Consider the following 14,070-nt stretch of genomic DNA (forward strand, 5'->3'; position numbering starts at 1 on the left):
CGAATTGCTTGAACCTTAAAAACCGATATGAGTACGAATTCTTTTCAGGGCGCTTTGCAGTTTGATGATTTGCTTTACCCCTATACTCATCCGTTAGAGTCAGAAACCACCTACTACTATGACGATATTCTGCTAACGGGCGCGAAAGCTGGACAGCAAGTCACCCTCACGCTGGAGTCACAGCAGTTTAGGCCCGAACTAGAACTACGCAGAGCCGACAATCTGAGCCGAATCCTTCAGTTTCAAACAGGTCAGGAAGCAGCCCAACTTACATTTACTATGAAACCAGGAGTAGACTATGTTCTACGTGTCACCAGCGAGAACCCACAAGCAATAGGAGCGTATACATTAAAAACTACTGCTGGCACCTTTAATCCGGTTCCGCAATATCAGGCAGAAACATTATCTCAGCAAGGACGACACAGTTGGCAGCCCTATCGCTTAGGCCAGCCAATTACTCTAACCTATAGCTTCATGGAGAAATTACCGTCCTACTACAAGCCAAATCGCAAAGGCCAGTGGGATGATACGACCAGCGTCTTTAAGCCGATGACCCCAGCGCAAAGAGATGCAGTACGATTGGCTCTGCAAGCCTGGGAAAAAGTCTCAGGAATTACATTTAAGGCCGTTCCCGACGACAATTCGGTTCAGTTTCGCTTTGGTACGGCCAAAGAACCGGGTCTCTCTGGTTGGGCTTATTACCCAGACGCAGGTCCTCTGAGGAGAGGAGATACATGGTTGAATCATGCGGATCGTTCAAACCGCAACCCTCTGCCGGGATCCTATGGATTCTCTACAGTTTTGCACGAAGTCGGTCACGCGCTCGGACTCAGCCATCCCTTTGATGAGGACGCCACGCTACCGCTAGCCAAACAAACAGTGCAATATACAGTAATGGCCTATGACAAGCATCCTAATTTACCAGTCGATTATCAACCTCATACTCCAATGCTGTATGATATTCCAGCGATTCAGCAGCTTTACGGCAAGAATCACAAAACAGGCCAAGGCGACACCGTTTATCAATGGAGAGCTAATAAACCGTTTATTGAAACTATTTATGATACAGGCGGTATAGATACCGTGAATGCCCGTAATCAGCAGCAAAATACATGGATTAATCTCAAGCCAGGGCAGTTTAGCTCAATCGGTCAGTTTCATGCTCAGCCCATTTACGAGAATGTGGCGATTGCGTTTGGAGTAATAATTGAACATGCAATCGGGGGAGCGGGAAATGACATCCTGAGTGGTAATCAGACGAATAATAAATTAATCGGAGCTTGGGGCGCAGATATTCTAATCGGTCTGGGTGGCAACGACCGACTAACCGGTGGAATTGGAGCCGATATTTTTGTTTTTCAATCTACCAAGGATGGGATAGACACGATTACTGATTTTGCTCGAGGTCAGGATAGGCTCAATGTCAGCCGCTTGCTCAAGTCAGTCGGTTATGTTGGTGCTGATCCATTCTTAGACGGCGTGCTAACCGCAACCATCTCGCAAGGCAACACGGTAGTCTCATTCGATCGAGATGGCTTTAGAGGAGTTGCCGATGCTGTTCCTTTTGCAATCTTGGAGAATTTCACAAACTTACAAAAGCTTAGCCATGCCTAAAAACAGGTTTGTAGCAGCTTGGCTCTCACAGCGACCAAGGCTATAGATAATCTCAGGGCATTGTTGCGAAAGATACACTCATACTTCACCTCGGGAGTTGGATGCAGAAATTGCATCTGCTTCTATAATCAAAGCAGCCTTCACTCCTTCCCCCTCGTATGAGCTATACTCCTCGAATTTTGGCGTTCGCAGGCAGTGCCCGCAAAGACTCGTTCAATAAGCGCGTGGTGCAAATTGCAGCCAATGGGGCCAGAACAGCCGGAGCCGACGTCACCTACCTCGATTTTCGCGACCTGCCATTACCGCTGTATGACCAGGATCTAGAAGCAGAGCAGGGCATCCCTGAAAATGCGCTCAAGCTGAAGGAGCTGATGAAATCGCACCAGGGTTTGCTGATTGCTTCGCCGGAGTACAATAGCTCGGTAACGCCCTTACTAAAAAATGCGATCGATTGGGCTTCGCGTCCGGTCGCAGGTGAAGCTCCGTTAGCGGCCTTTGCTGACAAAGTTGCCGGCATCATGAGTGCATCACCAGGCGGCTTGGGCGGTCTACGGGGCCTAGTGCATCTACGCTCGATTCTCGGCAATATTCGAGTTTTGGTTTTGCCGGAGCAGGTCGCTGTTATGAAAGCCCACGAAGCATTTAACCCGGATGGAACGCTGAAGGATCCACAACAACAACAGACGGTTGAACAAATTGGGGCAAAGCTGGCGATGGTGGTGGCAAAACTGAATGTATAGATTCTTTTACTCGGTAAGGAACTGCTATGTTCAGTCAATTACCTAACTGCATTGCCCATCCGCCGTGGTAGCAACCGTGAACTGGATTGCTACCCTTTGCCACCAGAATGGATCAATATGACCGATTCGCCCTTGCGCTCCAGTATATTACTAGATCAACTTACTTAAGAATGCCAGCTTTTCTATTTGTTTAGTTTTAAAGCCCGATGGATTCAGATTTTGCTTCAATCCACAATAAATGAGTGTCTCAAGACTTGAAGGATTCCCTTAACTATCAGCTCAGTTACACTACAAGTTACTACAGTAGATCTGAAAAGTGGAGAACTGGTAGAGATTTTGGATAGTTTTTATTAGCGACGATCGAAATAATAAACCTTCTTTACTAAATTGTATTTTGTCCTACCGCAGTTAATAGAAGGTTCGGACAATTTGCTGTTGAATCAGCCAGCAGAATGATTCTATGACGAAAATAAATGCGATAGTGTAGCGACAAATGCTCAACTGAGATGGCTAGATTGATTAGTCGTAAATCCGATTGCTAAGGTACATATGCAGTTTTCTTCAATTGGGTTGAACGTTAACGATATTTTGGCAGCGTTCGGACATAAACCTGGATACATTATCAAGCTTGACTCAGCAACAGCCGCGTTTCAAGGGTTAGGTAATTATCTTAAGGGCAAAGATCTCCCTGCTGGAGGCAGTACCCCTTCTGCGAAAGCATTGGGCGGAGAGGCAATTAGCCACCTTTCTCAGCAAGCGGTTGCAACCGTATCTACCTGGTCAGGTTGGTTTAATGCTTCATCACCGGATGTGATCGATGATGTGCGGGTAGAAACAATGATTCGCTGGGTGCTCAGTCAGTACCCCCGCCGCCGCTATCCTGGGGCAATGATTGGATCTACCAATGGAGCGGCCGTGCATTTAGGGGCAGCACTGGAAATTCCCTGGCTGCCGCAAACGCTGCTGGTTTGTTTACAACATTTTCAGGATCCCGATGAGCCGAAACAGGTGCTGGAGTGGGCAAAACCACTGGTTCAACGTCTGCTTGCCAATAATCCTGATGTTTCTGTTTATCAGATGCACGATCCCAACCAGGACCGGGTGAAAGTGCCTCGCGTTGCGTACTTTCGGCTAAAGCAAACTCGACTGAGCGAGCGATACAAGCAGTTTCTCGTCGAAAACCTGTCGCCCGGTGCGACCCTCTTTTTGCTGGAGTGTCAGTACACCTGGCTATCCACTCGTGTCAGCGATCGCCATTACTTCCAGTTCGGCGGTGCAGGAATGCTCGCGCCAGAGGATTACTTTAACCATAGCGAACAAATCACTGAGTTTCTGACACAGCACGGTTCAAGCCATCAATCCTGGGAACCGCCTGCACCCGACGGCAGATTCCCGGAATCCGAGTGGGGATTTGATCCGGCTTTGCGCGAGGATGTGGAGGCGTTTGCGCGTGAACATGGCTATCGCGTTCGTCGGATTGTCTTTGAGGCTCCGCAGGATTTAAGCCCACTGGTCGCAGATCTGCATCGGTGGTGGTATGCAGATACAGGGCTACCCACCCATCGACTGCTGGTTGAATCCTTCGCATATCTCCAACCCTGGTGGACTCGTCGTCTAGGTCTCGTGCCCTACTGGGCAGTATTCAACGACCAGCGATCGGCAAATGAACTCGATCGCTATCTGGATGGTGCCGAACCATATGACGAAATCTATATGAATCTCTTCTCAAATGGAATTCAAGCTCTGGGACAGGCTCCGATCGAGCGATGGCGATCGATCCTGAATCGGGCAAGGCAGGAGGGTCAGTTTATCGGCGTAGATGAGGATACCTATCCTGCCGATCTCGCTTCCTTTCCGCGCCACTACACAGAATTAAAGAAGCTGAACGGGAACTACTCGATTCCAAAGCCATTGACGCTAGAGCAACTCAATCGGTTTGTAACGCAGGCAGAGGATCGGTATGCAGTGAAGTGGATTGAAGCCATTTCGCCTCAAAGTTATCAACCTCAACCGCGATAAGGAGGAGCAACGCGCGCCTTCTGAAACGCCAATAGGCGGTATGGAAAAAGCAAAAACCGTGATTGACTTAATGCACCCTGAGACGGATAGCAGCTTGCTTCAGCAAAAGTTCATAATAGATCCTGCATCAATAAAGATGAGAGGTTGGGCAGCACTGAATTAGTCCGCCTTCAAATTCTAGACGGCTTCCGCTAATAGCAGGGATAGGATATGAAAATTCTAGCGGTGGAAGATGATGTATGGATGGCGAGTGCACTGGCTGACACGCTGACGCAGCAGAACTACACCGTTGAAATTGCGGCGGATGGTCAAGCTGGATGGGAACTTGCGATTGGAACAGATTATGACCTGATTCTGCTGGATATTACGCTGCCCCGCTTGGATGGCATTACCCTTTGCCGCAAACTGCGCCAGGAAGGAGATCAAACGCCGATTCTACTGCTGACTGCGAAAGATACACAATCGGATAAGGTGATGGGGCTGGATGCTGGAGCTGATGACTATCTAGCAAAGCCGTTCGACTTCCAGGAGCTATTGGCTCGCGTTCGTGCCTTACTTCGTCGTGGGAATTCTGCTCTGCCGCCAGTGTTGGAGTGGGGTAATCTGCGGCTCGATCCAAGTCTGTGTGAAGTCACCTGTAATGGTGAAACCCTGCATCTGACTCGAAAGGAGTATGGTCTGCTGGAGCTTTTTCTGCGCAACCAGCACCGTATCTTTAGCCCCAGTGCAATTATTGAGCGGCTTTGGGCGTTTGAAAACTCACCCAGAGAAAGCACGATCAAATCTCACGTCAAGGCACTGCGGCAAAAGCTGAAAGCAGCAGGCATGGATCCCGACTGTATTGAAACGGTGTATGGTTTAGGCTATCGTCTCAAGCCCTCAGAAGAGGACTCCCAGGAGAATTCCCGGAAGAATTCCCGGAAGAATGCCCAGGAGAATCGGCAATCCGATCGGTCAGCAGAAGCCACGCCGAACGACGTTGAACAGAAAATTACAGCAGCCGTCATGCAGGCACGAGACGCATTCAAAGCCCAGATCGGCGCTCGTCTGACTGTACTGCAACAGACGGCTGAAGCCCTTGCTCAGAGTAACCTCAGCGAAACGCTGCGAAACCAGGCAGAGCAAGAAGCGCATAAACTGGCAGGCACACTCGGCACCTTTGGATTAGCTGAGGCATCGGGTCTGGCAGAAGCGATCGAAGATTTACTGCAAAGCAGACCGCTGACCCAGCAGAATGCAGATTCCCTCCAGCAGCTCGTGACTCGCCTGTATCGGGAATTAGAGCAATCTCCTCCTGCATCCATTTCCTTGCCTGCTCCTCCCGATCCGGCGACTGGCGAACTTCCTCTGCTGCTGATCATCAGCCAGGATGAGCAGATGGCTGAACAGTGGCTCAAGGAAGCTTCGCAAGGAATGCGGGTTGAAGTCATTTTCCCTCCCATTGCCGCAGGCATGAACGGACCTGAGTTGAACCCGATCGTCTTGAAAAAACCGGACGCGATTCTCCTGGATCTGGACGCTGGCGAGCGAAAACAGGACAGCTTGCAGCTTCTATCCGCGTTGTCCAAACAACTGCCGTCTGTTCCCGTCCTGGCGTGGACTGAGCAGGATAATTTATCCGATCGCCTGGAAGTAGTGCGGCGCGGCGGACACGGCTTTTTGCATCCGTCCATGCCCATCGCCCAAGGTATAGAGCATATTGCCCAGGTTCTGCAACCGGTTCATGCTGATGAAGCAGAAATCCTGGTGGTTGATGATGATCCGGTCGTGCTCAATACGGTTCGCGCTCTACTACAGCCCTGGGGGATGCAAATCACGACCCTGGATACCCCACAGCAATTCTGGGAGGTGTTGAACAATGTTTCTCCAGACCTCCTGATTCTGGATGTACAAATGCCCGACATCAACGGCATCGAACTCTGTCAGGTGATTCGGGCTGATCCGCAGTGGAGCAAACTTCCTGTGCTGTTTCTGACTGCTCACACGGACACGAACACCGTGCATCAAGTCTTTATCGCAAAGGCCGATGATTGTGTCAGCAAGGCGAGTATGGGAGCAAAGTTAGTTCCTCGCGTGTTGAGCTGTTTAGAACGTTCGTTCTGACTTTTAAGTATTTTTCTGATCTTCGCATTTTTCTGAAAAGGTTTGCTGCATGGCGTAAAGCGATTATCCCTGGGGAAACTGGGAAGCGATCGCTGTAATCAGGTCACTTGCTGCAACGGGCTTCATAAGGTAACGTGCAAAGCCTGCGGCGATCGCGGCGGCTTCAGCCTCTTCGGTTGCATAGGCAGTCAGCGCAATGGCTGGAATCTGGATTTTTCTCTCAATTTCAAATGATTTGAGATAGCGCATGAGCGCATGGCCATCTTCGTCGGGTAGGGCAATATCGCTAATCAGAAGATTGGGCGTAGTCTGTTGCAGTACCTCGATCGCAGCTGCCACAGAGTGAACTGCAATCACTTCTGCACCGCGCGATTGCAGCAAGGTACTGAGCCACGATCGCACATCTGGATCGTCATCAACGACTAGAATCAGCAGTCCAGAAAGGTCAACCGTTTGGTAATCCTGGGGGAGTTCAGCACTGACGGCGCGTCGTTCATTGCTTTGGAGCAAGGGGAGTCTCACGGTGAAGGTTGCCCCCTGTCCCTCTCCTGAACTTGCCGCTGTAATGGTTCCGTTATGTGCTTCCACCAGATAGCGGGCGATCGCTAGTCCTAAGCCTAAACCTGTGTACGAGCGGGTGCTGGTACTGTCTGCTTGCCGAAAGCGATCGAACACATGGGGGAGAAAATCCGCCCGAATCCCAATTCCGGTATCTGCGACAGTGATTTGTGCCAGCGGTTCCGCCTGCTCGATCCGCTCAAGCTGCACGGTGACTCGTCCTCCTTCCGGCGTGAATTTGACCGCGTTGGCAAGTAAATTCCATACCACTTGCTGCAATCGATCCGCGTCTCCCCACACTAAAATATCGGGCGCGGCAGACTCCTGATTCTCCATTTTGCCAGCAGATGAGTTGAGCAAAAGCTCGAATTGAAGCTGTTTCTCACGGATTTTGGGGCATACTGCTTCCGCTGCGGCGGTAATCACCTCAGCCAAACTGACCACAGCACACGCTAGCCTCAGTTCGCCTCGGATGATCCGCGAGATATCCAGCAAGTCTTCGATCAATTGGGCTTGCAGATTGGCGTTGCGCTCGATCGTCTCTAATGCAAGCGTGGCTCTCTCTTCATCCAGCATTCCCGTTCGCAGCATTCCTACCCAGCCAGCGATCGCAGTCAGGGGAGTGCGAAGTTCGTGGGAGATGATCGCCAGGAACTCATCTTTAGCGCGATTTGCAGCTTCTGCTTCAGCACGGGCAGCCTGTTCATCCTCCAGCAGTTGAGCGCGTTCCGTTTCGGCTCGTTTGCGTTCGGTCACATCTCGCATCACTTTAGAAAAACCTCTCAGCCGCCCTGTCTCGTCGCGCAGAGCGGTCATCACTTCGCTTGCCCAGAACCGAGTACCGTCTTTACGAACGTGCAACCGCTCCTGCTGCGATCGACCTTCTGTGACTGTCATTGTCAATTCCTGCTCAGGCAACCCTTGAGCGATTAATTCAGGGGGAAAAAAGTGGGAGAAATGCCGACCTAAAATCTCAGATTCCGGATAACCTAAGACGGCTTCCGATCCCCGATTCCAGCTTGCCACTCGCCCTTCTGGATCCAGCATAAAAATAGCGTAATCTTGAACGTTCTCAATGAGCGACCGAAATCGTTCTTCACTTGCCTGCAATGCGTCTTGTGCCTGTTTCACTTCTGTATTGTCGCGGAGAATTTTTGAAAATCCTCGCAGGTTGCCCACTGTGTCGTAGAGGGGAGTAATCACTCCGTTTGCCCAAAACAAGGAGCCGTCTTTGCGAACGTGCCAGCGATCGTCCTGTGCCTGACCTTCATTAATTGCAATTTGCAAAGCTTCATCCGGTCTGCCACTGGCAATGTCTTCGGAGGTAAAAATGCAGGAAAACGATCGACCGAAAATTTCTGCTTCCGAGTAGCCCAGAATTCGCTCGGCTCCGGTATTCCAACTGACAAAGCGCCCTTCTGGATCAAGTGCAAAGATCGCGTAGTCGCGCACACCTTCAATCAACAAGCGAAGACGTTCCTCACTTTCACGCAAACGCTCCTGATTTTGAAGCAAAAGAGCTTGAGTGCGTTCGGCTTCGAGTGCGTTTGACTCGGCGTGTCGCTGTGCCGACCGCACCCTAACATTCAGCACACAAATCAGGACAGCCACCAGCACAAAATAAAGGGTTCTCCCAAGATTAGCGGGACTTGCTCCTATGGAAAAAGCTGTCGTTAAGAAGAAGTATTCACTCAAGCCTGTTGTTAAAACCGTCGCAACGAGTCCCGGCTTCAATCCACCGTACCAAGACGAGATGATTACAGCTGCAAGGAAAAATGGATAAATCGTGGGCTGAATTTGCTCCCACAAAAGACGGGTCAACAGAAATGCTGCGATCGAAGACAAGATAGCAACACTATAACGGAGTAGCGGAGTGCGTTGCTGCATCAGCATAGAGACTGTTGATGAAGGGAGACTGCCTGAGCAGTTTGCCTAAAACATCTCTTTTGAGTTTCCCAGGTTTCAGGCATACACTACTATTTCAAATATTAAATTTCAAATATTAAATAGAACTGCTCTAAGTAGGTACTGCCCGATCATATGACTGGTGAACATCGAGAACTGGCTCAAATATAGTCTATCTTAATAAGAGGAGACAAACCGAGAAATCTTAGCAAATCTGGATTGTGCGCGTTAGTTCAGGAGGAACTGAAGAACCTGGAGGAATACTTGCATGATTAGAAAAATACTGGTTGTGGATGACGAAGCTGACTTGAGAAATCTGATTCAGACCTGCCTGGAGCTGATAGGCGGATGGCAAGTGGTAACAGCAGGTTCAGGAGCTGAAGCCCTACGAGAAGCTCAGAATCGTCAGCTTGATGCAATTCTCCTCGATCTGATGATGCCAGGGTTAGACGGGCTGGCGATTCTACAACAACTGCGATCGAGTGACAAAACAAAGCAGATTCCCGTCGTGCTGCTGACTGCGAAAGGGCGGGCGATTGAAACAGGACAGTTTGATGACCTCAATGTACTTGGAGCTATCAAAAAACCGTTCAATCCAGTGAAGCTTGCAGGTCAAATCGAGGCATTGTTGAGCAATGCTCAATGAGTACAAGAGAGCACAAGAAAAATATCATCTATGCTGGGCGATATTTACTCAATTTGGTAGTTGACATTATCTATCCATCCCTATTGCTCTTCAAGCAGATATACTTCCATTGATAGAATTCCTTTAAATTCTGGATTTGTCTACCAGTTCTCCACCTTTGCCCTCTACTGTGATTTATGTGAGCATTACAAGCATTCCCGAATTGCTGTAGCCGGTTAAGCCTGTTTGTTGTTACCGGAGCGTGTCACCTAGAAAGGTTTATTTGCACCCTGCGAACCTGCGAAGGGATGCAAAAAGCAGAGGCACTTGTAGCTCAACGGTAGAACAGGAGAATTACAGTTAATGGAGAAATAAATATGGCACTGATGAAACTGAGTGATTACTATCCCAATCACACAAAAGAGTTGTTTGATGGGCATGATATCACTAACTTTTCTGTGTACGCTAATGATTCTGATAGTAATGATCAGGATAAGGTTGGCTCAGTCGAGGGCGTGATGGTTGACGAGAAAGATGGCCGCTTTCGGTATTTCATTGTGGATACTGGCTTTTGGGTGTTGGGCAAGAAAGTTCTGCTTCCGGTTGGGGTAGCTCGGCTTGACTATGACAAAGAGCGCATCTATGTTGCAGGACTGACCAAAAATCAGGTAGAAGATTTGCCGGAGTTCAATGACGATTTGCGAATTGACAATGACTATGAAGAGCGGGTGCGATCGTCCTATCGCCCTTTGATTTCAGGTCCGACCATTGCCCAACCTCCTGCGGGTGTAGCCTACGACTATATGCAGGAGCCTTATCTTTACAATCAAAATGACCCTGCATTCCGTAGCTATGAGCAGCGGTTGCGCGATCATCGAGCGACACAAGTATCCCGTTTCTAGCAGTTTCCTTCCTCGTGCAGAGTTGATTGTTGTTACTGGGGCGAATCATCTTCGCCCTTTCATTACCCTGCTAACAAGGACCTCATCTATTTAGAAACAGCGACAAAGAAGCCAGTTGAGGTCAGAAAAAATTATTCACAGTTCTGTAGTTTAGGAGATTCACAGCCATGCAATTTGAAGAAACAAAGAAACCTAGTTCTAAAAATTCTTTTGCGAAAGGATGGGCAGTCCGCAGCACGTTGGCGCTGACATTGGTGACTGCCCTGCTAACAGGTTGTGAAACACCCGAACGTCAGGCAGCCACACCGGGGCAAACTAATGTCACAACTGAAGACGTGGCTGAAGATACGAATCGGTATATTGGTCAAATCGTGACAATTAGAAGTGAGCCGATTGACAAGATTGGTCCGAGTACTTTTACCCTTGAAGATCAACAGTTCTTTGGCAGTGAACCAGTTTTGGTGGTAAATGCATCTGGTCGCCCCTTTGTGCTTCCAGAAGATGGAGTGGACATTCAAGCTACAGGTGAAGTTCGCAATTTTGTAATTGCAGATGTGAATCGTGAATATAACCTCGATTTGGATGCAAATGCTTACACAGAGTATGAAAATAGACCTGCGATCATTGCCCAATCACTTGCGGTTGCACCAGAACCGGGTGAGCTAACCAGCAATCCGCAGCAGTATTACGGTCAACAGCTTGCCGTAACGGGTGAAATTGAAGAGATTCAGGGAGCCAATGCTTTTACGCTAGATGAAGATCAGCTTATCGGCGGACAGGAGCTGCTAGTGATTCGAGCCAATCCTGCCACTGCAAATCAGCCTACCATTGAGGATGGCGAAACGGTTGCAGTCACAGGAACGCTGCGTCCGTTTGTGGTGGCTGAACTGGAGCGCGAATACGGCTTCAGTTGGGATACAGGAATTCAACAGCAGTTGGAGGCAGAATACACAAATCGACCTGTGCTGGTCGCTGATGGTGTTTATCCTTCCGCAATTCCTGATGGCGCACTGTAAGGCAATATGAAGCTCTCCTGAATCAGCTTCTGACCAGGCTTTAACAGACGGGTGATGATGAACATTCTCAAGCAAGTATCTCTCAAGCTGCGTTTAATTCGCGTCGAACGATTCCTGGGAGCGATCGTCTATTCGCTGCGGCGATCGTGGCTGGAATATCAATCGCGCCAGCCAGGACTGAAGGCGATCGAATTACCAGGAGCCATTCAAACGGTTAAACAAACAGCAAGGGGTGGACATTTTAGTTTTGGGCATCTGGAGTTAGAGCTAGAATTTCTAGCTTCCGATTTTGTGCGCGTTCACTGGATACCCGGAATTACACCTGTTTCCTATGCCATTGCCAAGTCGGAATGGGAACCTGTTGAGGTAACGTTTGAGGATAGGGGCGAGGATAAGAGCGATTCCCAAGGGAATGGCGAAGCCGAACGTTGGATTGTCAGTAGTTCTATGCTCAAAGTGATTGTTAATCAGAATGGTAGCTTGGAAATTCAAGATGCGAATAGGCAGGTTATAAGAAAAGAACGATCGCCTCGACGAGAAACTATTCTGCATTCTCAAGAACCTGATAAAGGAGTGGGTTGGATACACGAAGCAGAACTACAACCCGAAGAAAAAATTTATGGTTTGGGAGAACGTGCCGCACCACTCAATTTGCGAACTCCTCTGACTCAAGCGGAAAAAACCAGCCCCTACCGGATGTGGAATTACGATCCGGGTGGATACCATACCTCAGGAACCGATCCCCTTTACATGGGCATTCCGGTTTACCTAGGGGTGCATTCGCAGGGCAGCTATCTCGTCTTCTATGAAAATTCGTATCCAGCAACATTTAGCTTCAAAGAAATGGCAATCGCCAACTTTGAAGGCGGGGCACTGCGCTACTACATCAGTGTGGGTTCTTTGCCTCATCTCCTGGAGCGGTACACCGAATTAACAGGTCGCCCGCCTTTGCCGCCACGCTGGGCGTTTGGCTATCATCAATCACGCTGGGGATATGAATGGGAATCTGCTTTACGCAAAACGGCAAATCGATTTGTCACGCATGATCTACCGATCGCTGCAATGCATCTGGATATTGATTGTCTGGATGGGTTTCGCGCCTTTACCATTGACCCTGATCGCTTCCCAAACATGGCAGAATTTGCTCAGGAGTTAGCCGAGCGGGGAACTCGTTTAATCACCATTATTAACCCTGGCATCAAAGCAAGCCGTCAAAATCGCCTGTTTCAGGAAGGGCGAGAACAGAAGATGTTCTGCACTCAGCCGAATGGGAAACCTGCGCTGGCTCCAGTTTGGGCAGGAATGTGTGCCTTTCCCGATTTTACGAACCCGCAGGCAAGACACTGGTGGAGCCGTCAGTGTCAGGATTTGCTGGATCTAGGCATTGCCGGATTCTGGCATGACATGAATGAGCCAGCTGTTTTCGCGCTATGGGGAGATCCTTCACTGCCAGCGCGCTCGACCTATCACAATATGGAAGGGAGGGGAGGGGCTCATCGAGAAGCTCATAATCTCTATGGTTTCCTGCAAGCGCAGGCAGGCTATGAAGCTCTACGAACCTATCGCCCAGAGCATCGGCCGTTTATTGTGACGCGATCGGGCTGGGCGGGAATACAGCGGTATGCCTGGTCATGGACGGGTGATATCGAAAGTAGCTGGCAGGCGTTACGCCAAACCATCCCCACCATGCTAAATCTAGGTTTATCGGGAATGCCCTACAGCGGACCCGATATTGGTGGTTTTCAAGGCAACCCCTCGGCAGAACTCTACATTCGCTGGTTTCAAACTGCTGCCTTTTTCCCGTTTTGCCGCACCCATTCTGCCAATAGCGTCAAACATCGCACGCCCTGGAGCTTTGGAGAACCAGCCCTCAGCATTGTTCGGGATCTGCTGAAACTGCGAGAAAGGTTAATCCCCTACTTCTATACGCTGGCGTGGCAAACCAGCCAAACCGGACATCCTCTAGTTAGACCTGTATTCTGGGCTGATTTCACCGATCCAGAACTGTGGAGTATTGATGATGCGTTTCTGCTGGGTGACGCGCTGCTGGTTTGTCCAATCGTCCACCGCAACACAGAAACTCGATCAATTCGGCTGCCGAAAGGACACTGGTATCACTTCTGGACGGATGCGATCGAAGCAGGCTCAAACGAAATTCAACTGCAAGCTTCACTCAATCAAATCCCGCTTCTAGTTCAGGCAGGTCGTATGCTGCCTATGGTCGAAAATCAGCAGCTTGTGTTGTACTTCTATCCGTCTACGGAAGGAATGGGTGAAGGAGCAGTATACAGTGACGCTGGCGACGGGTATGGGGAAGGGCGAGTCGATCGATTTTATTTAACTCGTCATTCCACCAGGTTTGATAGTTTTGAACTCGTTCGGCAGCAGGAGGGACAGTACCCTTTTCCCTACCAGGGATTTCGGATTTGTTTGCACGGCATTAGGATTGCTCAGGTTCAAACGAATGATACTGCGATTGTCTGCAACGGAGATTGGTTTGAAGTGGATAATTTTGATCGCATTCAAATTCAAATCGATGAAGCCTCAGGAACGACTGCACTTTCAACGATGCTCATTCACCGTTAAAC

Annotated in this window: 9 protein-coding genes; 8 read left to right on the forward strand and 1 reads right to left on the reverse strand. The window is 49.4% G+C overall.

The genetic code is table 11. From position 1 onward, the window contains the following. Nucleotides 1–27 precede the first annotated feature (27 nt). The 4 genes from HJG54_RS24020 (at nt 28) to HJG54_RS24035 (ending at nt 6,476) form a co-directional block, all read left to right on the forward strand. Nucleotides 28–1,614 carry a M10 family metallopeptidase C-terminal domain-containing protein gene (locus tag HJG54_RS24020; protein ID WP_316431752.1) on the forward strand — a complete coding sequence of 529 codons (1,587 nt, stop codon included), beginning with the start codon at nt 28–30 and terminating at the stop codon, nt 1,612–1,614. 158 nt (nt 1,615–1,772) lie between these two features. Beyond that, on the forward strand, nt 1,773–2,354 hold the full coding sequence (locus HJG54_RS24025; protein ID WP_316431753.1) for an NADPH-dependent FMN reductase: 582 nt from the start codon (nt 1,773–1,775) through the stop codon (nt 2,352–2,354). A gap of 549 nt (nt 2,355–2,903) precedes the next feature. Beyond that, nucleotides 2,904–4,373 (forward strand): hypothetical protein, encoded by a 1,470-nt coding sequence (locus tag HJG54_RS24030; RefSeq protein WP_316431754.1) that lies wholly within the window; start codon nt 2,904–2,906, stop codon nt 4,371–4,373. Between the two features lie 210 nt (nt 4,374–4,583). Next, the gene (locus HJG54_RS24035) at nt 4,584–6,476 is read left to right on the forward strand and encodes a response regulator (protein ID WP_316431755.1); all 1,893 of its coding nucleotides are present in this window, start codon (nt 4,584–4,586) and stop codon (nt 6,474–6,476) included. Between the two features lie 63 nt (nt 6,477–6,539). On the opposite strand, the gene HJG54_RS24040 is transcribed toward HJG54_RS24035, so the two are convergent. After that, nucleotides 6,540–8,921 carry a PAS domain S-box protein gene (locus HJG54_RS24040; RefSeq protein WP_316431756.1) on the reverse strand — a complete coding sequence of 794 codons (2,382 nt, stop codon included), beginning with the start codon at nt 8,919–8,921 and terminating at the stop codon, nt 6,540–6,542. A 286-nt stretch (nt 8,922–9,207) separates the two neighbouring features. Here HJG54_RS24040 and HJG54_RS24045 point away from each other — a divergent pair, with 286 nt between their 5' ends. From HJG54_RS24045 to HJG54_RS24060, 4 genes are all read left to right on the forward strand, one after another. Beyond that, a complete protein-coding gene (locus HJG54_RS24045; protein WP_316431757.1) occupies nt 9,208–9,585 on the forward strand; it encodes a response regulator in 378 nt (125 codons plus the stop codon). Between the two features lie 356 nt (nt 9,586–9,941). Continuing rightward, a complete protein-coding gene (locus tag HJG54_RS24050; RefSeq protein WP_316431758.1) occupies nt 9,942–10,466 on the forward strand; it encodes a PRC-barrel domain-containing protein in 525 nt (174 codons plus the stop codon). A 167-nt stretch (nt 10,467–10,633) separates the two neighbouring features. Next, nucleotides 10,634–11,482, forward strand: a complete 849-nt coding sequence (locus HJG54_RS24055; RefSeq protein ID WP_316431759.1) for a hypothetical protein — start codon at nt 10,634–10,636, stop codon at nt 11,480–11,482. A 54-nt stretch (nt 11,483–11,536) separates the two neighbouring features. After that, entirely contained in the window at nt 11,537–14,068 is a 2,532-nt protein-coding gene (locus HJG54_RS24060) for a glycoside hydrolase family 31 protein (protein WP_316431760.1), read from the forward strand. The last annotated feature ends 2 nt before the right edge of the window (nt 14,069–14,070 follow it).

Origin of the sequence: Leptolyngbya sp. NK1-12, from assembly GCF_032598965.1 — a bacterium.
Taxonomy (GTDB): Bacteria; Cyanobacteriota; Cyanobacteriia; order Elainellales; family Elainellaceae; genus Elainella.